This window comes from Hydrogenophaga sp. (assembly GCF_030656115.1).
In the GTDB taxonomy this organism is placed as follows: Bacteria; Pseudomonadota; Gammaproteobacteria; order Burkholderiales; family Burkholderiaceae_C; genus Hydrogenophaga.
Window position 1 is genome coordinate 1 of the sequence record NZ_JAUSOO010000139.1, and the last position, 19,550, is coordinate 19,550.

Annotated in this window: 20 protein-coding genes and 1 pseudogene; 9 read left to right on the forward strand and 12 right to left on the reverse strand. The window is 63.4% G+C overall.

Going from position 1 to position 19,550, the window contains the following annotated elements; all coding sequences use genetic code 11:
• From Q7J58_RS18515 to Q7J58_RS18530, 4 genes are all read left to right on the forward strand, one after another.
• A partial coding sequence (locus tag Q7J58_RS18515) for an adenosylhomocysteinase (protein WP_304831094.1) occupies nt 1-697 on the forward strand: 697 nt, incomplete at its 5' end.
• 133 nt (nt 698-830) lie between these two features.
• The gene (locus Q7J58_RS18520) at nt 831-1,592 is read left to right on the forward strand and encodes a TlyA family RNA methyltransferase (protein ID WP_304831095.1); all 762 of its coding nucleotides are present in this window, start codon (nt 831-833) and stop codon (nt 1,590-1,592) included.
• 43 nt (nt 1,593-1,635) lie between these two features.
• Nucleotides 1,636-2,463 (forward strand): methylenetetrahydrofolate reductase [NAD(P)H], encoded by an 828-nt coding sequence (metF, locus tag Q7J58_RS18525; protein WP_304831096.1) that lies wholly within the window; start codon nt 1,636-1,638, stop codon nt 2,461-2,463.
• Between the two features lie 138 nt (nt 2,464-2,601).
• Nucleotides 2,602-3,246, forward strand: a complete 645-nt coding sequence (locus Q7J58_RS18530) for a septal ring lytic transglycosylase RlpA family protein (protein WP_304831097.1) — start codon at nt 2,602-2,604, stop codon at nt 3,244-3,246.
• 191 nt (nt 3,247-3,437) lie between these two features.
• Here Q7J58_RS18530 and Q7J58_RS18535 read toward each other — a convergent pair whose 3' ends face one another.
• Both Q7J58_RS18535 and Q7J58_RS18540 read right to left on the reverse strand, forming a co-directional pair.
• Nucleotides 3,438-5,270 (reverse strand): hybrid sensor histidine kinase/response regulator, encoded by a 1,833-nt coding sequence (locus Q7J58_RS18535; protein ID WP_304831098.1) that lies wholly within the window; start codon nt 5,268-5,270, stop codon nt 3,438-3,440.
• Nucleotides 5,270-5,875 carry a response regulator transcription factor gene (locus Q7J58_RS18540; RefSeq protein ID WP_304831099.1) on the reverse strand — a complete coding sequence of 202 codons (606 nt, stop codon included), beginning with the start codon at nt 5,873-5,875 and terminating at the stop codon, nt 5,270-5,272. The genes Q7J58_RS18535 and Q7J58_RS18540 overlap by 1 nt, the downstream gene beginning before the upstream one ends.
• Nucleotides 5,876-6,025: 150 nt before the next feature.
• On the opposite strand from Q7J58_RS18540, the gene Q7J58_RS18545 reads away from it, so the two are divergent.
• Nucleotides 6,026-6,499 (forward strand): Lrp/AsnC family transcriptional regulator, encoded by a 474-nt coding sequence (locus Q7J58_RS18545; RefSeq protein ID WP_304831100.1) that lies wholly within the window; start codon nt 6,026-6,028, stop codon nt 6,497-6,499.
• A gap of 19 nt (nt 6,500-6,518) precedes the next feature.
• Here the strand turns inward: Q7J58_RS18545 and Q7J58_RS18550 are convergent, their stop codons facing one another.
• Nucleotides 6,519-7,865, reverse strand: a complete 1,347-nt coding sequence (locus tag Q7J58_RS18550; RefSeq protein ID WP_304831101.1) for a DUF1501 domain-containing protein — start codon at nt 7,863-7,865, stop codon at nt 6,519-6,521.
• A 41-nt stretch (nt 7,866-7,906) separates the two neighbouring features.
• A complete protein-coding gene (locus Q7J58_RS18555) occupies nt 7,907-9,712 on the reverse strand; it encodes a DUF1800 domain-containing protein (RefSeq protein ID WP_304831102.1) in 1,806 nt (601 codons plus the stop codon).
• A 192-nt stretch (nt 9,713-9,904) separates the two neighbouring features.
• On the opposite strand from Q7J58_RS18555, the gene Q7J58_RS18560 reads away from it, so the two are divergent.
• Both Q7J58_RS18560 and Q7J58_RS18565 read left to right on the forward strand, forming a co-directional pair.
• Entirely contained in the window at nt 9,905-11,182 is a 1,278-nt protein-coding gene (locus Q7J58_RS18560; protein ID WP_304831103.1) for an aminotransferase class I/II-fold pyridoxal phosphate-dependent enzyme, read from the forward strand.
• 608 nt (nt 11,183-11,790) lie between these two features.
• Complete coding sequence (locus tag Q7J58_RS18565) at nt 11,791-13,002, forward strand: GGDEF domain-containing protein (RefSeq protein ID WP_304831104.1); 1,212 nt, start codon at nt 11,791-11,793, stop codon at nt 13,000-13,002.
• Nucleotides 13,003-13,127: 125 nt separating this feature from the next.
• On the opposite strand, the gene Q7J58_RS18570 is transcribed toward Q7J58_RS18565, so the two are convergent.
• Nucleotides 13,128-13,424: a type II toxin-antitoxin system RelE/ParE family toxin gene (locus tag Q7J58_RS18570; RefSeq protein ID WP_304831105.1), complete on the reverse strand. Its 297-nt coding sequence runs from the start codon at nt 13,422-13,424 to the stop codon at nt 13,128-13,130.
• Nucleotides 13,417-13,755, reverse strand: coding sequence for a hypothetical protein (locus Q7J58_RS18575; RefSeq protein ID WP_304831106.1), 339 nt, complete (start codon nt 13,753-13,755; stop codon nt 13,417-13,419). Before Q7J58_RS18575 ends, Q7J58_RS18570 begins: the two co-directional genes overlap by 8 nt.
• A gap of 37 nt (nt 13,756-13,792) precedes the next feature.
• Here Q7J58_RS18575 and Q7J58_RS18580 point away from each other — a divergent pair, with 37 nt between their 5' ends.
• Complete coding sequence (locus Q7J58_RS18580; RefSeq protein ID WP_304831107.1) at nt 13,793-14,080, forward strand: ParD-like family protein; 288 nt, start codon at nt 13,793-13,795, stop codon at nt 14,078-14,080.
• Nucleotides 14,081-14,299: 219 nt separating this feature from the next.
• Here Q7J58_RS18580 and paaE read toward each other — a convergent pair whose 3' ends face one another.
• The 6 genes from paaE to rlmJ form a co-directional block, all read right to left on the reverse strand.
• Nucleotides 14,300-15,406 (reverse strand): 1,2-phenylacetyl-CoA epoxidase subunit PaaE, encoded by a 1,107-nt coding sequence (paaE, locus tag Q7J58_RS18585; RefSeq protein WP_304831108.1) that lies wholly within the window; start codon nt 15,404-15,406, stop codon nt 14,300-14,302.
• A gap of 52 nt (nt 15,407-15,458) precedes the next feature.
• On the reverse strand, nt 15,459-15,989 hold the full coding sequence (paaD, locus tag Q7J58_RS18590) for a 1,2-phenylacetyl-CoA epoxidase subunit PaaD (RefSeq protein ID WP_304831109.1): 531 nt from the start codon (nt 15,987-15,989) through the stop codon (nt 15,459-15,461).
• Between the two features lie 14 nt (nt 15,990-16,003).
• A complete protein-coding gene (paaC, locus tag Q7J58_RS18595) occupies nt 16,004-16,873 on the reverse strand; it encodes a 1,2-phenylacetyl-CoA epoxidase subunit PaaC (protein ID WP_304831110.1) in 870 nt (289 codons plus the stop codon).
• Nucleotides 16,873-17,169, reverse strand: a complete 297-nt coding sequence (gene paaB, locus Q7J58_RS18600; protein ID WP_304831111.1) for a 1,2-phenylacetyl-CoA epoxidase subunit PaaB — start codon at nt 17,167-17,169, stop codon at nt 16,873-16,875. The genes paaC and paaB overlap by 1 nt, the downstream gene beginning before the upstream one ends.
• Complete coding sequence (paaA, locus tag Q7J58_RS18605; RefSeq protein ID WP_304831112.1) at nt 17,166-18,194, reverse strand: 1,2-phenylacetyl-CoA epoxidase subunit PaaA; 1,029 nt, start codon at nt 18,192-18,194, stop codon at nt 17,166-17,168. Before paaA ends, paaB begins: the two co-directional genes overlap by 4 nt.
• Nucleotides 18,195-18,312: 118 nt before the next feature.
• Nucleotides 18,313-19,230 (reverse strand): 23S rRNA (adenine(2030)-N(6))-methyltransferase RlmJ, encoded by a 918-nt coding sequence (gene rlmJ, locus Q7J58_RS18610; RefSeq protein ID WP_304831113.1) that lies wholly within the window; start codon nt 19,228-19,230, stop codon nt 18,313-18,315.
• A 230-nt stretch (nt 19,231-19,460) separates the two neighbouring features.
• On the opposite strand from rlmJ, the pseudogene Q7J58_RS18615 reads away from it, so the two are divergent.
• Nucleotides 19,461-19,550 (forward strand): annotated as a pseudogene (locus Q7J58_RS18615) (50S ribosomal protein L13); the annotation flags it as partial.

Consider the following 19,550-nt stretch of genomic DNA (forward strand, 5'->3'; position numbering starts at 1 on the left):
GGACTCCATCAAGCGCGCCACCGACGTGATGATTGCCGGCAAAGTGGCCGTGGTGGCCGGTTATGGCGACGTGGGCAAGGGCTCGGCCCAGGCTCTGCGCGCTCTGAGCGCCCAGGTCTGGGTGACCGAGATCGACCCCATCAACGCCCTGCAAGCCGCGATGGAAGGCTTCAAAGTGGTGACCATGGAATACGCTGCCGACAAGTGCGACATTTTTGTGTCGGCCACCGGCAACAAAAACGTGATCCGCTACGAGCACATGGCGGCCATGAAAGACCAGGCCATCGTCTGCAACATCGGCCACTTCGACAACGAGATCGACGTGGCTTCGCTGGACAAGCTGACCTGGGACGAGATCAAGCCGCAGGTGGACCACGTGGTGTTCCCGGACGGCAAGAAAATCATCTTGCTGGCCAAGGGCCGTTTGGTGAACCTGGGCTGCGCCACCGGCCACCCCAGCTTCGTCATGTCGTCGAGCTTTGCCAACCAGACCATTGCGCAGATCGAGCTGTTCTGCCATGCCGACGGCTACGACGTGGGCAAGGTCTACACGCTGCCCAAGCACCTGGACGAAAAAGTGGCGCGTCTGCACCTGAAGAAAGTGGGCGCGATGCTGACCGAGTTGAGCGACGAGCAGGCGGCTTACATCGGCGTGCCCAAGCAGGGCCCGTACAAAGCCAACACCTACAGGTATTAAGTACCCCCGCGCCGCCTTGCGGCGTCACCCCCCCCAGGGGGCGACACTGGCCGTCCGGCAAAGCCGGCCCGGCGGTGCCCTGGGCCAAGGGCCCATCCCTCTCAATGCCTCACAGTTTTAAAAGTGTCTTGTCATGCGTGCTGACCAACTCTTAGTCGAACGCGGCCTGGCTGCTTCACGTTCGCAATCCCAGCGGCTCATTGCCTCGGGCGTGCGCTGGCGCGTGTCGGGTGGCGATTGGAAAACCGTCACCAAAAATGGCGATGAGCTGCGCGAAACGGTGGAGCTGCAGTTGCTGGATGGCGCCGAATCGCGCTTTGTCTCGCGCGGTGGCTTGAAACTGGACGGGGCGATCAGCCGCGTGGCTTTGTCTGTTGCCGGCATGCGTTGTTTGGACGTGGGCCAGAGCAGCGGTGGGTTCACCGACTGCCTGCTGCACCGCGGTGCTGCGCAGGTGGTGGGTGTGGACGTGGGCCAGGGCCAGTTGCATCCCAGGCTGCGCGCCGATGCCCGCGTGGTGGGTATTGAGCAATGCAATGCACGCGATCTGGATGCCGAGGCTGTGGCCGCAGCGGGTGGTGGCGAGGCGCCGTTTGACCTGATCGTGGGCGACCTGTCGTTCATCTCGCAGACGCTGGTGTGGCCGGCCATCGTGCCGCTGCTCAAGCCGGGTGGCCACTTGTTGATGCTGGTGAAGCCGCAGTTTGAACTGCAACCGGCCCAAATTGGCAAAGGTGGCCTGGTGAAAGACCCCGCCAGCTACGCCGTGGTGCGCGAGCGCATCGAGCAAGCCTGCCGCGAACACGCCCTGGCGCTGCTCGACTACTTTGAAAGCCCGATCACCGGCGGTGACGGCAACCGCGAATTTTTTGTGTCGGCCCGTGCAGCGGCTTGATGCGGCCAACCGCGCACAACAACGTTTTTTAGGAGGATCCCAAATGGGCCTGCCCCTGAGTTTTGAATTTTTCCCACCCAAGACACCCGAAGGCGCCGAGAAGCTGCGTCTGGTGCGCCAGCAGCTCTACGCCGCCAAGCCCGAATTTTGCTCGGTCACCTACGGCGCAGGCGGCTCCACCCAGCAGGGTACGTTTGACACCGTCAGCGCCATCCAGGCCGAAGGCGTGGCAGCGGCCTCACATTTTTCGTGCATCGGCGCCACCCAAGCCAGCGTGCGCGAACAGCTGGCCACGCTGAAAGCGATGGGCGTGAAGCGCCTGGTGGCCTTGCGCGGCGACCTGCCCAGCGGTTACGGCATGGGTGGTGAGTTCCACTACGCGAGCGATCTGGTGGCCTTCATCCGCGCCGAGACGGGCGACGACTTCCACATTGAAGTGGCCGCCTACCCCGAGGTGCACCCGCAAGCCAAGTCGCCCGACGCCGACCTGCAGGCCTACGCCACCAAAGTGCGGGCCGGTGCCAACAGCGCCATCACCCAATACTTCTACAACAGCGACGCCTACTTCCGCTTCGTGGACGATGCCCACAAGCTCGGCGCCGATGTGCCGGTGGTGCCCGGCATCATGCCCATCACCAGCTCCACCCAGCTGATGCGCTTTTCAGACGCCAGCGGCGCCGAGATTCCGCGCTGGATCCGTTTGCGCCTGCAGGCGTTTGGCGACGACACCGCCTCCATCAAGGCCTTTGGCCTGGACGTGGTGACCGACCTGTGCGACCAACTGCGCAACGGCGGCGTGCCTGCGCTGCATTTCTACACCATGAACCAGAGCGCAGCCACGCTGGCCGTGCTGGCCCGCTTGGGTTTGTGACCATTGGCCATGGCTGACCGGGTGCTGCGGGTGTGGCGGGCCGGGCGCTTGTTGTGGTGGTGTCTGTGTGCAGGACTGGCAGCCCCTGCGCTGCAGGCTTCCGAATTCTCTGTGCCCTTGTCTGAACCCGTTCCAGCCATGGATGAGGTCGCTCCAGCCGCGCTGCAGGTCCAGAACCCGGACCCGGACCCGGTCCCGGTCAGTCAGGCTGGCAGGCACTCCTTGGGGCCTGGATTGAGTCCCCCGTCCAAGCCGCCTGTTGTGCATTGGCCGGGTGATGTCGATCCTGCTGCGGACACCAGCGTCAGCCCGATGGGCTTGCGGGCCAACACGGCGGCTCTGCCGGGTCTGGTATCCGGCGTGGCTTCGTGGTACGGTCCCGGCTTCCATGGCCGACCGACCGCCAGTGGGGAGTTGTTCTCTCGCGACGACATGACGGCTGCCCACCGTACCCTGCCCATGGGCACACTGCTGCATGTCACCAACGCCAATACAGGTGTGGGCGTGGTGGTGCGCATCAACGACCGGGGGCCCTTTCACAGCAACCGCGTGATCGACTTGAGCCAAGCCGCCGCCAGTGCGCTGGGCATCATGGCCAAGGGGGTGGGACGGGTGGAATTGCGCTTGCCTTCAGACGATGAGGCCGTCACCTTTGCCCGCCGCCTGGCCGAGGTGGCCCGAGAGAAGGTCACGCCCAAGGCAGCACCGGGCCGTTCTGGTCAGGCCGTTGTGCCCAGGCGGTCACCACCCAAGCCGCACAGGCCGAACCCGTCTTTGCGCTAAGAGGTTGAGCGTCTCGCTCATGCCCGCTCACCACCCCCAAACGCACCCTCTGCGTTGCACATGCGCTTTACAGGCTCAAGCCATGGCTGTGCTTTGCGCCTTGATCGGGCACGTTTTGAGGCGTCGCTCGGACACGCCCGAAAAACGCTCAGCCTCTGAGGCGTGCGGTTACCCGGGGGGGCGTCGGCTGTTCAACGGGTGGCGTTGCTCAGTTGGATGATCGTGTCCAGCAAGATGTTGGCCTCCAGCGGTTTGAAGCAGACGGTGGCCCCAGAGTCGCGCAACCGCTGGATTTCGGCGGGGCCGGTATCGCCGGTGATGACGGCGAATGGCAGTGGTTTCCCCCTGGCTTCGGCCAGGCGGGGGGCGAGGTCGATGCCGGTTTCCTGGGCGCCCAGCCGGAAGTCGATGATGGCGATGTCCAGCTCGGGGTGGGCCTGCACGGCCTGCATGGCGCTGCCGGAACCGGATGCCGTCACCACGCGGGCCCCAAACGATGACAGCAGGGCCGACATGGCGGTGGTGATGGCCACTTCGTCATCGACCACCAGCACGTTCAAGCCCTCCAGTCTCACGCCGTGCGCGGGGTCCGTTGCCAGCGGCGGTGGTGCGGACGGGACCGAGGTGGCCCATTCTGTGGTGGGCGGCCTGGTTGCCGAGGGTGTCAGCAACAGAGAAAACGTGGAGCCACAGCCTGAAGCCGAACGCAGGCCCAGGTGCAGGCCATGCAGTTGCACCAGCCGTTTCACGATGGACAGCCCGATGCCGAGTCCCTGGGAGCGGTCCCGCCCGGGGTTGCCGAGCTGGAAGAACTCGTCGAACACCTTTGTGTGGTGCTCTTTCGGGATGCCCAGCCCGGAGTCGCGCACCTCCAGCCTCACCTGCGGGGTGCCATCGGGTCCGCGCTGTGGCCGGGCGCACACCAGCACACCGCCGGTTTCGGTGTACTTGATGGCGTTTTCCACCAGGTTGCCCACCAGACGCTCCAGCAGGTGGGGGTCGGCCAGCACCCACCGCCCGCCGCTGCGAAACCGCAGGGACAGTTGCCGGCTTTCGGCGCGGGCCAGGTAGGTCTGGCGCAGAGCCGCGAAGAGGGTGTTCAGGTCCACCGGCCGGAGGTTGACGGGCACCACCCCGGCATCGAGCCGTGAGATGTCGAGCATGGTGTTGAGCGATGCGTTCAGGGCCAGCACCGACTGCATCAGCCGGTCAAGGTCGGCCGCATCGGGGGCGTTGGCGTATTTGCGCCGCAGGGCTTCGCCGAACAGGGTCAGCGCGTGCAGGGGCTGGCGCAGGTCGTGGCTGGCTGCCGCCAGAAAACGGCTTTTTTCGGCGCTGGCTTCCCGGGCGATCTGCACCTGGCGTTCCAGGTCCTCGGCCAGGGCGTTTTTCTCCAGTCCCAGCCGCAGCGATGAGGCCTGCAGGCGGTGGGTCTGCAGGCCAAACCAGATGAACACCACGGTGGCCACCGCCGACCCGATGGCTTGGCCCAGGTACAGACCGGTGCCACCGCTGGCCATGCACAGTGCCAGGCTGAAGCCCGTGATGCTGCAAAACCAGACCATGGCCTTGCGCATGGAGGCCAGGGCAGGCGCGGCTCCGGCAATCATGCCCAGAAACCAGAGCATGAGCAGGGCATTGAATGTCTGGTTCTGGCTGTCGAACATGGTCCAGGGGCCCGCCGCATAGGTCAAACCACTGACAACGGCGGTCCACCAGGCCTGCTTTTCCCAGCGTTGTGGGTCGGCGTGGGTATGGGGCTGAGCCCGGTAGCGCAGGTTCAGGGTCAGCCGCAGAATTTGCGCGGCCATGGTGATGCCCACCCACCACAGGATGGCAGGCCGTCGGTACTCCATGTAGAACATGCTGCCCCACAGGGGTGTGATCACAAACACGGGCAAAAACTGTTGTTTGACCGTGGCGTAAAACTGGGCCACCAAGTGTGCCCGCACCTGGCGCTGCACCTCGGCTTCCATGGGCAAGGAGGACGGGGCGGTGGCGGGCGTCATCGACTTGGCAGGCATCAGCGGAACAGGCTGATCAACTTGGAGCGCGAGCTGACATTGAACACAACGAACAGGCCTGAGATGTAGTTCTTGACTGTGCCCAGGCGCAGATCCGTCCGCTCGACGATTTCCTGGTTGGTTTTGCCTTGCAGCACCAGTTCCAGAATCTCCAGTTCACGTTCGCTCAGCCGCATGCCCTCGCTGTGGTGGCGCAGGGGGGCATGCGGCCTTGCCGGCGTGGGGCTGGGGCGAACTGCGCGCAGCAGGGTGGAGGTGAGTTTGCCCAGGTCGCCCGATTTGGGGAAAAACCCTTCCGCGCCCAGTTCCTGCGCTTCTTGCGCAATGGCCGGGTCCACCGTGCCCGAGAGCACCACGATGCGTGCCGCCGGAAACTGTTGCTTGAAGGTTTGCAGGCCCGACAGGCCTTTGCTGTCGGGCAGGTTCAGATCCAGGATGACCAGACCGGTGTCGTGCTGGTGCTGCCGGTACAGGTTCAGCGCGTCTTTCAGGCTTTCGGCCTCCAGCATGGGGGTGCTGTCCAGGCCCAGGGCATTCAGGGTCGAGCGCATGCCCAAGCGCAGCAGTTGATGGTCGTCAACCACGAGGATCGAAGGTTGCAGCATCGTTGAGTCGTGTCCGGGCCAGCGGTGCCCGGTCGCTGTTGGCGTGGTTGGTCAGGGAATGGATGAATTATCTGGAGCTGCCGTGCGCGGTGAATTCGAAATTCGAAGGCAAAATTGCCTGTTCTTGACAAAATTTCAGGAGAAACGGCCATGTCTTTTGTTTCAGACGCCAGCTTCGTGCTGGACACGAAATCGTGGCTGCTGTTGCAGGCCTTGCAGGAGGATGGCCGTGCGCCGCTCAAGGTGCTGGCGGCCAAGGTGGGCCTGTCCATTCCATCCACCACCGAGCGCCTGCGCCGTTTGCAGGAGTCTGGTGTGGTGCGCAACATCGTGGCGCAGTTGGAGCCCGCACGTGCGGGCTACAGCGTGCAGGCGGTGGTGGGCATCACCGTGTTTCAGCCGGGCAAAAAGCAGTTGTTGGACAAGTTGCGAACCATGCCCCAAGTGATTGAATGCCACCATGTGGCCGGTGCCGATTCCTACCTCATGACCGTGGTGGCCCGCGACCTGGCCGATCTGGAGCAGTTTCTGGGCTCCATCAATATGTTCGGAGAAACCCGCACGTCCATCGTATTTTCAACACCCATTCCACGCCGGGGACTTCAACCCCCAGGTGCGCCCTGACGTTGCGTCTGGAATGGCGTCAGCCTATGAACCCCAGATCCTTGATGTTGAAATTTTTCAACTCGTTGGGGAACACCGCGGTGTCCAGCGTCGCGGCATCGACGCCAAACCATTTTCCAAGCGTGGCCCCGATCTGCTGGTTGCTGATGGTCGGAATCCAGGTGCCGCGCGTGGTGGCATCGTCAGGGCCACCCAGCGTGAAATCTGGAAATTGACCGTATACCCCGCCCTTGACGGCGCCGCCCATGACCACGGCATGGCTGCCCCAGCCGTGGTCGGTGCCACTGTTGTTGGGCGCGAACGTGCGGCCAAACTCCGAAGCGGTGAACAACGTGACCTGTTTTTCCAGACCCGCATTGGTGATGGCGGTCTGGAACGCAGACAGGGCCGCTCCCAGTTTGCTCAGCAGATCGGCATGCGCCCAGGATTGGCCGCTATGGGTGTCAAACCCCGGCAGCGACACATAAAACACCTGTCTGCCGGCCCCTTGTTTGGCGTTGTGGGCAATCAGCTGTGCGGCCACTTTGAGTTGGTTGCCCAGGCCGGTGCCGGGAAAGCTGGCGGCCAGTGGTGCAGCGGTTGCTGTTTTGAGCAGCGCTGACAAAGTCAAGCCATCGGTCAGGGCCTTGTTGGCCGCGTTGGACACCCGGTTGCCGCTGTCGCTGGCCAGTATTTTTTTCAGGGCATCCATCCGCTGGTCGGCCTCTTTCTGTGGCCAAAAGTTGAAGCCGCTGAGCGAAATGCCGCCGGTTTCAGGCACCAGGTTACCCCGGTGGATGTTGCCCTGGACAAACATGCCTGCCGATCCGATGGCGATGGCATCGAGAGGCCGATTCGATCCCACGGCATCCAGCAGGCGGCCCCCCCAGCCGGTGGCCGATGCGGCAGCCAAGCCCGCATGGGCCTGCACCTGTTGGTCGGGATGGGAAAACAGTTCACCCGGTACGGTGGCTCCGCTCTGGTAGTCGGCCTTGGTCAGGGGTTTGGCCAGGTTGCCCATATTGAGCAGGACGGCGACTTTTCCTTGGACGTACAGCCCGTCCAGCGCCGAGAGCTGGGCGTTGAATGCAAACGCTTGGTTGCCTGATGCGCGTGTGGGCATGAGTTGGCCACCGCTGAGGGCCAGGCCGCTGCCGCCACGGATGGCGTTGTAGGCACTGACGCGGGAGGCCTCACGGGCCACGATGGTGTTGTCGCCGTCGTTGCCGCCGGGCAGAAACACGCAAATCAGGGCCTTGTAGTCGGAGACGGCGGCACTGGCGGGGGCCGAGAGGCTGAGCAGTCCGGTGGACGCCAGTGAGGCCAGTCCCAGAGAGCGGGCCGACTGGCCCAGAAATGCACGGCGGTTGGTGTGGTGGTGGGTCATGCTGGGTTCTCCTTTGCGCAATGGCTGTGTGTCTCGGACGTTCAGTGCTGGACCGCAAATTCGGCGGTGATGGCCGTGAGGTAGAGCGCGGTGAGTGCCCGCTGCTTCATGTCGCTGATGTTGAACACGGCGGTACCGATGGCCTGGCGCGAGGTTTCGCTCATGCGGTTTTGCAGCAGGGTTTTGTTGACCAAGGCCATCAGTGCCTGCGGATCTTTGGCGGCCGTGACATAGGGCGTGATCTCTATGGCGAAAGAACCCGACATATTTCCGCTCAGCATGTTCAACAGGAAGTTGGCTCGGCGTATGGCATGGCCTCCGCTGAAAATCTGGAATTCAGGACCCACAAAGCCCGGGTTGTCAGGCAAGGACGTGAGTGGCGAATAGAAGCTGAACACGCTGGGGGCCTGTGCCAGGCGCTCACCCATCAGGAAGTAGTCCCACAAGACATTTTTCGGGTCAACCACCTGGCCGTTCAGCGCACGCACCAGACTCAGGGTGTGCAGCATGGGGTCTTTCAGCCGGCCGCTGTGGGTGTCTGGTTGATCCATGCGGGCTTCCGCGTCCAGCAGAATGGCCCGCACAACGGCCGCCAGGTCGCCGTCGGTGTTCTTGAATACGGTGGACACGCGCTGGATGTAGGCGCCCGAAGGGTTGCTTCTCACGAAATGGCGAATCAGTCGGACCGAGATGAAGGGCGCGAGGTTGGGGTGCTGGAGCAAGGCGTTCATCACCGCCGTCATGTCCTGCTGGGCGGTCTGACCCGCGGGCAGCTGGATGCCCCGCACAATGGTTTTGGCCCCCTTGTCGTGATGAGCTTCACGGGCCACCAGTGGGGTGCTCATGTCCTCGTAGCCGTTGGCAAAGCCCCAGCCGCTGAGTGCACGGGCCATTTCGGAGATGGTGGTCTGGTTGTAGGTGGGTATGCGTTTGCCCGCGCCATCCAGTTGGTAGCTGCCGTTCATGTTCATCTCGTGCAGGCCGATGGTGAACAGTTGCATCACTTCGCGGGCGAAGTCTTCGTTGGGTGACGGTGCCTTGCTGTGGCCCAGTGCCAGGTATTTGCCCATGGCCGGGTTCAGGGTCATTTCGCGCAGCAGGTCACCGAACTTGCCGAACGCATGTTTGTCCAGCGTCTGGAGCCAGGGGGTGATTTCGTTGGCATAGGGGTTTTTGTCGGACGACACCACCATGATCTGCGACAGCGCAAAGATCATGCGCTGTCGCAACTGGTCGGGTGCCGAGGCCATGGCCTGGAACCAGCGCTGGCGCACCGGGTCCACGCTGCCGGTATCGCCGGGAACGATGGGCGTGGCCTTCATGCCGATCTGCTGGTTGATCCAGGCGCTTGCCCCCATGGATTTGACCAAGGCCATGTCTGCGGGGGTGGGGCCGAAGGTGGCTTGTTCGAGCAACCGCGCGGCCGCAATGTCAGCGGGTATTTGTGCCGGTGCCGCAAAAACAGGCGCCACAGCAGGGGTGGCGGTGCTGGTACCGGTTCCCGACGATGAGCTGCTGGTCGATCCGCCGGATGATCCACCCGGGGCTGTACCACCCTTGCACTCGTAGCTGTTCGGCTTTTGCCATGTGCCATTGTTGCAGCGCAGACCTGCCCAGCCGGTTTCAGGCGCCGTGTTGTCGTAGATGTAGACCGTGACGCCGGAAGCCGCTTCGCCTGTCATGGCGCTGCAGGTGGAATACGTCCAGCTGGTTGTCCACTGAAGCGTCTGGTTGGGGCATTTGACGGACTGTGCCTGTGCGGGCTGCTGTGCCGACAGCAACAAAGAGGCTGCCAGAGCTGCCGCGGCATACCAGCCGTGCCTGCGTGTGTTTGTGTGTGTGGTCATGGGTTGAACTCCTTGCGATCTGAACGGAAACGAGCGTCGAAAGTACCGGCGCAGTTGGTTCATGGAGGGTAAGAAGTCAACCCCTGTTGGGCGCATGACCAAGGTCATGTTTGAGCCGTGTTTTTTTCCTTGATCGCAAGTCGAGAAGGCATGAAGATGCTGCACCTTTGACGACCCAGCAGGAGACAACACATGCACCTCGAAACCATTGCCGTGCACGGCGGCTACACCCCCGACCCCACCACCAAAGCGGTGGCCGTGCCCATTTACCAAACCGTGGCCTACGCGTTCGACGACACGCAGCACGGCGCCGACCTGTTCGACCTGAAGGTGGCCGGCAACATCTACAGCCGCATCATGAACCCCACCAACGGCGTGCTCGAAGCCCGCCTGGCCGCGCTCGAAGGCGGTGTGGGCGCGCTGGCCATGGCATCGGGCATGGCGGCCATCACCGCTGCCATCCAGACCATTGCCGAGAGCGGCGACAACATCGTCTCGGCCAGCACGCTCTACGGCGGCACCTACAACCTGTTCGCCCACACCTTCCCGCCGCAGGGCATCACGGTGCGCTTCGCCGACCCACGCGACCCGGCGGCGTTCGCCGCGCTGATCGACGAGCGCACCAAGGCGATCTATTGCGAGTCCATCGGCAACCCGCTGGGCAACGTGACCGACATCGGTTCTCACGCAGCCGTGGCCCACGCCGCCGGCGTGCCGCTGATCGTGGACAACACCGTGACCAGCCCCTACCTGTGCCGCCCGTTTGAACACGGCGCCGACATCGTGGTGCACTCGCTCACCAAATACCTCGGCGGCCACGGCACCACCATTGGCGGCGCCATCGTCGACAGCGGCAAGTTCCCCTGGGCCGAGCACAAGACCCGCTTCAAGCGCCTGAACGAGCCCGACGTGAGCTACCACGGCGTGGTCTACACCGAGGCGCTGGGCGCTGCCGCCTACATTGGCCGCGCCCGCGTGGTGCCGCTGCGCAACATGGGCGCGGCGCTCTCGCCCATGAACGCGTTCCAGATCCTGCAAGGCATCGAGACGCTGGCGCTGCGCATGGACCGCATTTGCGAGAACGCGGTGAAGATCGCCACACACTTGCAAAACCACCCCAAGGTGGCCTGGGTCAACTACGCCGGCTTGCCTGGCCACAAAGACCACGCGCTGGTGCAGCAGTACATGGGCGGCAAGGCTTCCGGCATCATCAGTTTCGGCCTCAAATCCGACGACGCCATCGCCGCTGGCACCCGTTTCCAGGACGCCCTGCAGCTTTTCACCCGCCTGGTGAACATTGGCGACGCCAAGTCACTCGCCTGCCACCCCGCCACCACCACCCACCGCCAGCTCAACGCCGACGAGATGAAAAAAGCTGGCGTGAGTCCCGACATGGTTCGCCTGTCCATTGGCATCGAGCACATCGACGATTTGATGGCCGATTTGGAGCAGGCGCTGGCGAAGGTGTGACCCTCCCCCTGCGCCGCTGCGCGGCTTCCCCCTGAGAGGGGCGGACGGCGCCTGTGGCCGTGCGCAACCCGTTCCACTGCGCCTGCTGCATGGGGCGCATGTGCCGGTGGGATTCGTGAACCCAGCATGCGACGCTTCCGTGCCTTGCGCTTGAGGCGGTTCTGGGTGGTTGGCGGGCTGGTTTTGCTGTACCTCGCGGGTTGAGTCCCTGTGTACGGCTTGCAGCGCTCCATGCTGTACCACCCGCCACCGGCCCGGCAGGTTGAACGGGCCGCCGGGCCGGGACGAGGCCATCGTGGCGGCGCACCGACAGTCGCACCTGAGCCTGTCGGACATGGCGCGGTAAGAGTCCGTGGAGAACGCGAAGGAGGAGCGGGGGGTGAGTGTCTTGTCGCACCTGGGATTGGTCACGTCGAGATGTTCTCCCCCTCAATCCCGACAAGTTCAGCGAGGAAGATCTGCTCAAAAAGACACATTGAGCCGGGGCTTTTGGGCGACAAATGATGAACCTGTACACGATGTTTCTGGCCCATGAATGAACGGTCGTCTCTAGAATCAACTGCCTCATGGATGCTCAGTCAACCGCCTACCTGTTTGCCTTCCTTGGCATGATGCTGAATGCGTCGGCGCTCGGGGTCAGTTGGCATCTGGCACGCCCCATGCCAGGCGGTGGCGCATGGTTTGCGGGGGCCTCGCTGGTGTTTTTGGGTTTCTTGCCGCTGATCATCAACCTGACCACGCCTTGGTTGCCGTTGGTGTCCATGCACAACTTGGCGGTGGCCGTCGGGCAGGCCATTGTTGTCGGCGGGATCTTTACCTACTTTGGCAAACCTCCGCCTTGGCGGGTGCTGGTGGGGCTGGTCGGTGGCTTCATGCTGCTGCACAGTTGGTTCCTGTATGTCGATTACGATGTGGCTCGGCGCACGGTGGTGGCCTCCATGTCGCTGGCCCTGGTCAACGGGATCGGTGCCTGGCAACTGTCGGTCGCTCCTTGGGTGGGCATCCGCACCGGGCGGCTGTATGCCGTGATCGCGTGGTGGGCACTGTTTCTTGTTCTTGTGCTCAGGGGTGTGATGTCCGGGCTGGCCATCGGCACCCAAACGGCGACGGTTCCCGACTTCGAGGCGAATTTCACGTATCTCTTGGTCTTCATTTTTTCGCCCATCACCCTGACAGCAGCGGCACTGGGGCTGATCATGATGACGGTGCGCCGCCTCGCCGATGAGCGTGAAAGCGCCCTGAACGAGGCACGGCGCATGGCGTTGCATTTCGAACAACTGGCCAGCTATGACGCGCTCACCGGGGCCTACAACCGACGCTTTTTCATGACGCGTGCCAGTGAAGAGCTCAGCAAGTGCCGACGCAATGGGCAGCCTTGCTGGTTGCTGATGATCGACCTGGACCATTTCAAGCGCGTCAACGATACCTACGGGCATGCCAGTGGTGACGAGGCGTTGCGCCAGCTGGCCCGCATCGCTCGTTCAACCTTGCGCGATTTCGACATTTTTGGGCGGATTGGTGGCGAAGAGTTTGCCATCATGCTCAGTGCTGTCGATGCGAAACAGGCGGCGGACATCGGCAACCGTTTGCGCGAAGCCATGTCGGCGCAAACCATCACGCATGAAGCCAAACAGTTCCAGGTAACCCTGAGCGGCGGTGTCGTCAGGGCAACCGACAAAGATTCCGTCGAATCCCTGCTGGAAGCGGCAGATGCCGCGCTCTACCGGGCAAAAAACACCGGACGCAACCGGATCGAAGTGGCTCCCGACGACTGTGAGCCCTCACCCATGCCTGACTTGGCGACATCAACGGGGGCATGAAGAAAAAGGGGGCGTTTCCCTTTTATTGATCTTGTCGTTTTTTCTAGGTGTCAAGTTCCACTTGAATATGGACTGCCGAGTTTCCCGGGCCTTTTGCCCGTCAATACCGCGCCCATCTGCACCCTCTACAAACTCTTGTATCCGGCCTCGCGCTGATGACGCAGCGCCAAAACAAGTATGCGGTCGGTATGGGGCAAATACCGGTAAAGCGCCAGATAGCCCGTCCGTCCCCTTGAGATCACCAGCTCCCGCTGCCCGAAGTGCACCTTTCGGCCCACCTCGGGGTGCTGGAGCAACATCTCCAACGCTTCAAAAATCAGTGCGACGGTTTCTCGCGCGGCTGCCTGGTCAGACTCGATCAGAAAGTCGCTCAGCCGCTCCAGGTCAAGCAGGGACTGCTCGGTATAGACCAGCTCAGTCATGCGCGGGGGGCATGGGATGGGTCGCGTCCAATGGCTGCGGTTGAGGTCGGGCGCGTTGGGTATCGGACTTGCCACCCGTTTTGTCGCCACTGAGCCGTGCCAGCACATACGCTTTGACGTCTGCGCTGCCATAGACAGCGTTGGTTCGCAGGGTGTGCTGATAGGAAGATTCGCCGTCGCTATAAAACTGCTGACGTGCCAAAGCGTCCTCCATGGCGGACTGTAAGGTGTCAACCATGAGCGCATGGGCTGTTTTGCCCTCGAACGCTGCCACCCGGGCAATGTTGGCTTTCAAGGTGTCGGGCAGTTTGAGCGAAGTGGTGCTGGACATGGGCTGACTCCAATAAGTGTCACCATGGTAGCACCGTTTGAAAGCTCCCGGCTTTGCCGGAGGATGGTTGCTTGTCAGGTTTTCTGTGCGCATTGATGAGTCTTTGGTTGACGCGGCCCGTGTGGCTGCCAAGGCTGAATTTCGTACCGTGCAGGGGCAGATCGAGTTCTGGGCCAAAGTGGGCCGCGCCGCCTTAGACAATCCTGATTTGCCCGCCTCCTTCATTCCCGAAAGCCTCATGAGTTTGGCTGAGTCGCTAGAGGACAGCACGCCCTTTGTGCCCCGCAGCTTGCCCGCTGACCCCGCACGCACCTTGCAGACATGAGCAGAATTTCTACAGGGACTTGAAGCGCTGAGGACGTGCAGTGTTAGGTTTCGGTATGGGGTGATCAGTTCATTCCCCGTCTTTCGATTCAGTCTGCTGTTTGGGCGCTGCAAGGAAGGCGCGTCTGCAAAAGGGATTGGTACGCAGCGTTAAGGCTTGCTGAAGCATGCCCCCATCCCAACCTTCCCCCAGCGGGGGAAGGAGCCGTACCCCGCATCCTCACCGCTCGTCGTAACTCACCACCAGCGTGTCGGTGGTGGGCCGGGCCTGGCAGCTCAGCACAAAGCCTTTGTCGGTTTCCCAGGGTTCCAGGGTGAAGTTTTTGTCCATCTGCACGGCGCCTTGCATCACTTTGGCGCGGCAGGTGCAGCACACGCCGCCCCGGCAGGACCACGGCAGGTCCAGCCCAGCGTTCAGGGCCACGTCCAACACCCGTTCGTTTTTGCCCATGCGCAGCTGGTGCGGCTTGCCGTCGAGCACCACGGTCAGGGCCACCTCGCCGTCGGTGCGCAGCGCGGGGTGGCCCAGCACGGCGGTTTGGCGTTGCGCGGGTGCCAGGGCTTCCAGCGTGGGTGAGGTGAAGCGTTCGGTGTGAATGCGGTCGGGGCGCACCCCGGCACCCAGCAGCGCTTGTTCGGTGGCTTCAATCATGGCCTCGGGGCCGCAGATGAACACCTCGTCCATGCTGCCCACGGGCAGCAGCGCGCCGATGATCTGGCGCACCTTGTCGCCGTCGATGCGCCCTTCGAGCAGCGGCACTTCCTGGGCTTGGCGCGACAACACGTGGATGAGTGTGAGGCGGCCGGGGTAGCGGTCTTTCAGATCTTGCAGGGCTTCGTTGAACATCACACTGGCCATGCGGCGGTTGCCGTAGACCAGGGTGAACTGGCTCTCGGGCGATGCTTCGAGCGTGCTGGCCATGATGGACAAAATGGGCGTGATGCCCGAGCCCGCCGCAAAACCCACGCGGTGGATGGCGCGGGGTTTGTGCACCGTGAAGCGGCCGTCGGGCGGCATCACCCGCAGCGTGTCGCCGGCTTTCAGTTCGGCCGCCGCCCAGTTGGAGAACACGCCGCCTTCCACCGGGCGAATGCCCAGGGTGAGTTCGCCTTGTTGTGTGAGCAGGCTGTGGGGGCTGCAGATGGAGTAGCTGCGGCGCACGTCTTGCCCGTCGATGGTGGCGCGCACGGTGAGGAACTGGCCGGGCTGAAAGTCAAACGCGGCGCGTTGTTCGGGCGGCACGGCCAGGGTGATGGCCACCGCGCCAGCGGCTTCGGGGCTGATGCGCGCAATGGTGAGGTCGTGGAAGCGAGAGGATGCGTTCATGGCGGTTCCGGGACGGTGGTGTCGGGGGCGCTGCAATCGGACTGGGCCAGCGCTAAATGGGTTTGAAGTAGTCGAAGGGTTCCAGGCAGTCCAGGCAGCGGTACAGCGCTTTGCATGCGGTGGAGCCAAACGGTGAGGTTTCGGTGGTGTTGGTCGAGCCGCATTGCGGGCAGGGCACGCTTTCGCGGGCCATGGCTTGGCGTGAAAACTTCAGCACCCCAGCGCCTTGGGCGGGCTGGCTGCCGCACTGCGGTGGCGCAATGCCGTAGGTGCGCATTTTTTCGCGTGCAGCGTCGGTCATCCAGTCGGTGGTCCAGGCGGGGGCCAGTTGCGTGACCACTCGGGCCTGCAAGCCTGCCGCGCGCAGCGCGGCGCGCACATCGTCCTCAATCTGGCCCATGGCCGGGCAGCCGCTGTAGGTGGGGGTGATCACCACCTCGGTGCCGCCATCATCGGCCTCGCGCACCTCGCGCAGAATGCCCAGCTCGCGCAGGCTGATGACCGGAATTTCCGGGTCGGCCAGATCGGCCAGCGCGGCCCACACGGCAGCGTGGGTGGGCGGGGTTGCGGTGTCTGTGCTCATGGCCTTCAACCGGGTCACCAGACCGCTTCGGGGTGGTTGCGCGCCAGGCTCTGCATTTCCGCCACCAGAAAACCCATGTGCTCGGAATGCACGCCGAGCTGCCCCTGCGGCACAAAGCCCGCGCCGCTGGGGCGCTGCAGCGTGGCCTCGGTCAGGGTCTCGTCCACCAGCGCATTCCAGTTGGCTTGCAGCTCGGTCAGGCGCACGCCGGTCTGGTGGGTTGCGGCTTGCTGCTCAGTGGGGCTGCCGATCCAGAATTCCTGGCAGTAGGGCAGCAGGTGGGTGAGCGCGGCCTGGGCACGGCAGCGCGACTCGTCGGTGCCGTCGCCAAAGCGCACCAGCCAATCCGAGGCGTGGCGCAGGTGGTAGCGCACCTCTTTGAGCGACTTGGCCGCAATGGCCGCCAGCTGCGCGTCGCGGCTGGTTTGCAGACGCTCCCACACCAGCACCATGAGGGCGCTGTACAGAAAATTGCGGGTGATGGTGGTGGCGTAATCGCGGTCTCCGGCGGCGGTGCCGGCCAGTGGCCCGTGGTGCGGCAGTTCCAGCAGGGTGAAGTTGCGGAACTCGGGCACATCGCGGAAGTACGCCAGCGTGTCTTCGGTCAGCTCACCGCCTTGGCGTGCACCCAGCAGGTGGGCAAAGCGGGCAGCTTGGGTGGCGTCGGCGTTGATCAGCGTGGCCGCGTGCTGGTAGAGCATGCGGGCTTGGCCAATCAGGTCCAGGCTGTTGTTGGCCAGCGCCAGGTCTTCTTCCAAGATGGGGCCGTGGCCGCACCATTCGGCGTTGCGCTGGCCCAGCACCAGGGCGTTGTCGGCCAGGTGCAGCACATAGTCCACGGGGGCGGTCACGCTGGGTGATGCCGGGGTTTGTGGCGCGTTCATCACATGTGCCCCACTTTTTCAGGAATCTCGTAGAAGGTGGGGTGGCGGTAGACCTTGTCGGCCGCCGGGTCGAAGAAGCTGTCCTTGCTGTCGGGCTCGCTGGCCGTGATGGCGTTGGACGGCAGCACCCAGATGCTCACGCCTTCCTGGCGGCGGGTGTACACGTCGCGCGCCATTTGCAGCGCGTGCTGCGCGTCGCTGGCGTGCAGGCTGCCACAGTGCTTGTGCTCCAGACCCTGTTTGCTGCGAACAAACACTTCCCAGAGGGGCCATTCTTTGAGGGCGGGGGCGTTCATGCGGCTTCCTTCATGCTGCGTTGCTGTTGTTTGGCGGCGTGGGCCATGGCGGCGTCGCGCACCCATTGGCCATCGTTCCAGGCTTTCACCCGGGTGGCCAGGCGTTCCTTGTTGCAAGGCCCGTTGCCGTTCACCACGGCCCAGAACTCGTCCCAGTCGATCTGCCCATAGTCGTAATGACCACGGGTTTCGTTCCATTGCAGGTCCGGGTCGGGCAGCGTCACGCCCAACACCTCGGCCTGCGGCACGGTAGCGTCCACAAACTTCTGGCGCAGGTCGTCGTTGGAAATGCGCTTGATGCCCCAGCGCATGCCTTGTGCGCTGTTGGGGCTGTCGGCGTCGGGCGGGCCAAACATGGCCAGACACTTCCACCACCAGCGGTTCACCGCGTCTTGCACCATGGCTTTTTGCTCGGGCGTGCCGGTCATCATCACCAGCAGGGCCTCGTAGCCCTGGCGCTGGTGGAAGCTTTCTTCCTTGCAGACGCGGATCATGGCGCGGGCGTACGGGCCGTAAGAGCAGCGGCACAGTGGAATCTGGTTCATGATGGCCGCGCCGTCCACCAGCCAGCCGATCACGCCCACGTCGGCCCAGTTCAGCGTGGGGTAGTTGAAGTAGCTGTATTTGGCTTTGCCGCTGTGCAGGCCATCGAGCATCTGGTCGCGGCTGGTGCCCAGGGTTTCGGCGGCGCTGTACAGGTACAGGCCGTGGCCACCTTCGTCTTGCACCTTGGCAATCAGAATGGCTTTGCGCTTGAGACTGGGCGCGCGGCTGATCCAGTTGCCCTCGGGCAGCATGCCCACAATTTCGCTGTGGGCGTGCTGGCTGATCTGGCGCACCAGCGTTTTGCGGTAGCCCTCGGGCATCCAGTCGCGCGGCTCAATTTTGCCGTCGGCGTCCACCACCGCGTCAAAGTGCGCTTGCAAAGCCATCTCGGCTTCGCCCAGCGGGGCTGGCACGGCTTTTAGGCCTGCCGGTTTGGCGTCGCCGGCATCGTCCGGCACGTTGAAAGATTGGGTGTACATGGGCAGCTCCTGCGCCGTGACGGGGCGCGTGAAGCTGCAGTATATTCAATTAACCGACCGATCGGTCGGTTAATTGCGGGGCCTGGTATTGGGGTTTTACCGGGGGTGTCCAGGCGTTTCAGGCGCCCGAATCCACCGTTTGTCCCTGGCCGCGGCCGCGGCCCAGCACCGCGAGCATCTGCGGCAGCGCGGCCTGCAGCACGGCTTTAAGCGTGTGCGGCGGGTTGATGACAAACATGCCGCTGGCGGTGAGGCCGGGCCGGTCTTCGGGGCCGTGGGTCGGGTCCTGGCCGATCGCCAGTGTGGCGTTCAACCAGGGTCGCTTGCTCTGGTTGGCCAGTGTTTTGAGGCGGCGCGGCAGGTCGTGTGCTTCCGGGCGGGGAATGATCGGGTACCAGACCATGTAGGTGCCGGTGGGAAAACGTTTGAGCTGCTCTTGAATACAGGCGCTGACGCGGCCATAGTCGGTTTTTACCTCGTAGCTCGGGTCCATCAGCAGCGCGGCGCGCTTGGAGCCGGTGGCCGAAGGCGGCGGAGGCAGAAACGCCTTGATGCCTTCAAAACCGTCTTCGCGCGCCACGGCAATTTGCCGGCCCGCTTCCAGCTGGGCGATGTTGGCCGCCAGCACCTTGCTGTCGGTGGGGTGCAATTCAAACAGTTTCAGCCGGTCGCGCGACTCGGCGCGCAGCAGGTGGTGCATCACAAACGGCGAGCCGGGGTAGACCCGCAGCGCGCCAGATGGGTTGAAGCTGGCGATCAGGTCCATGTACTCCGCCAGCGCTGGCGCCACCGGTGCGACCGCAGGCTTGCCTGCTGGGCGCAATGCCGCGAACAGCTTCACCACACCGTCTTTGGCTTCGCCGCCGGTTTCGGTGTAGTCACCGTCCAGCCGGTACAAGCCGGCACCGGCATGGGTGTCGATCAGGGTGATGCCCGCCTCTTTCTGCATCAAATGGCGCAGGGTGGCAATCAGGGTGGTGTGCTTGAGCACATCGGCGTGGTTGCCTGCGTGGAAGGCGTGTCGGTAACTGAACATGCTCTGATGGTAGCGCTTTGGCCACGTTCGCCACAACCGCGCTGCACGAAACTTGCGGTGCAGGTACTTTTATTCGTACAATGGAAAGCTTCGCAGCGATACGCATGGCTCCGCGACGAAGTCTGGCACCTGGGCAACCGGTGGCCAGCAACCCCACCTAAGAGTTTTCCAACAGAGAAAAACCGACCGTGGAAAAGAGCCGCCAAACCACTTCTTGAATAGAGAAACTCATGACCAAAACGTTCAGCGCCAAACCCGCTGACGTGACGCACGAGTGGTTTGTGATTGACGCGACCGACAAGGTCCTCGGACGAGTAGCC

Coding starts and splice junctions, on each gene's coding strand:
- Q7J58_RS18520 (WP_304831095.1), top strand. CDS start 831: ATGCGTGCTGACCAACTCTTAGTCGAACGCGGCCTGGCTGCTTCACGT.
- metF (WP_304831096.1), top strand. CDS start 1,636: ATGGGCCTGCCCCTGAGTTTTGAATTTTTCCCACCCAAGACACCCGAA.
- Q7J58_RS18530 (WP_304831097.1), top strand. CDS start 2,602: ATGGATGAGGTCGCTCCAGCCGCGCTGCAGGTCCAGAACCCGGACCCG.
- Q7J58_RS18535 (WP_304831098.1), bottom strand. CDS start 5,270: ATGCCTGCCAAGTCGATGACGCCCGCCACCGCCCCGTCCTCCTTGCCC.
- Q7J58_RS18540 (WP_304831099.1), bottom strand. CDS start 5,875: ATGCTGCAACCTTCGATCCTCGTGGTTGACGACCATCAACTGCTGCGC.
- Q7J58_RS18545 (WP_304831100.1), top strand. CDS start 6,026: ATGTCTTTTGTTTCAGACGCCAGCTTCGTGCTGGACACGAAATCGTGG.
- Q7J58_RS18550 (WP_304831101.1), bottom strand. CDS start 7,865: ATGACCCACCACCACACCAACCGCCGTGCATTTCTGGGCCAGTCGGCC.
- Q7J58_RS18555 (WP_304831102.1), bottom strand. CDS start 9,712: ATGACCACACACACAAACACACGCAGGCACGGCTGGTATGCCGCGGCA.
- Q7J58_RS18560 (WP_304831103.1), top strand. CDS start 9,905: ATGCACCTCGAAACCATTGCCGTGCACGGCGGCTACACCCCCGACCCC.
- Q7J58_RS18565 (WP_304831104.1), top strand. CDS start 11,791: ATGATGCTGAATGCGTCGGCGCTCGGGGTCAGTTGGCATCTGGCACGC.
- Q7J58_RS18570 (WP_304831105.1), bottom strand. CDS start 13,424: ATGACTGAGCTGGTCTATACCGAGCAGTCCCTGCTTGACCTGGAGCGG.
- Q7J58_RS18575 (WP_304831106.1), bottom strand. CDS start 13,755: ATGTCCAGCACCACTTCGCTCAAACTGCCCGACACCTTGAAAGCCAAC.
- paaE (WP_304831108.1), bottom strand. CDS start 15,406: ATGAACGCATCCTCTCGCTTCCACGACCTCACCATTGCGCGCATCAGC.
- paaD (WP_304831109.1), bottom strand. CDS start 15,989: ATGAGCACAGACACCGCAACCCCGCCCACCCACGCTGCCGTGTGGGCC.
- paaC (WP_304831110.1), bottom strand. CDS start 16,873: ATGAACGCGCCACAAACCCCGGCATCACCCAGCGTGACCGCCCCCGTG.
- paaB (WP_304831111.1), bottom strand. CDS start 17,169: ATGAACGCCCCCGCCCTCAAAGAATGGCCCCTCTGGGAAGTGTTTGTT.
- paaA (WP_304831112.1), bottom strand. CDS start 18,194: ATGTACACCCAATCTTTCAACGTGCCGGACGATGCCGGCGACGCCAAA.
- rlmJ (WP_304831113.1), bottom strand. CDS start 19,230: ATGTTCAGTTACCGACACGCCTTCCACGCAGGCAACCACGCCGATGTG.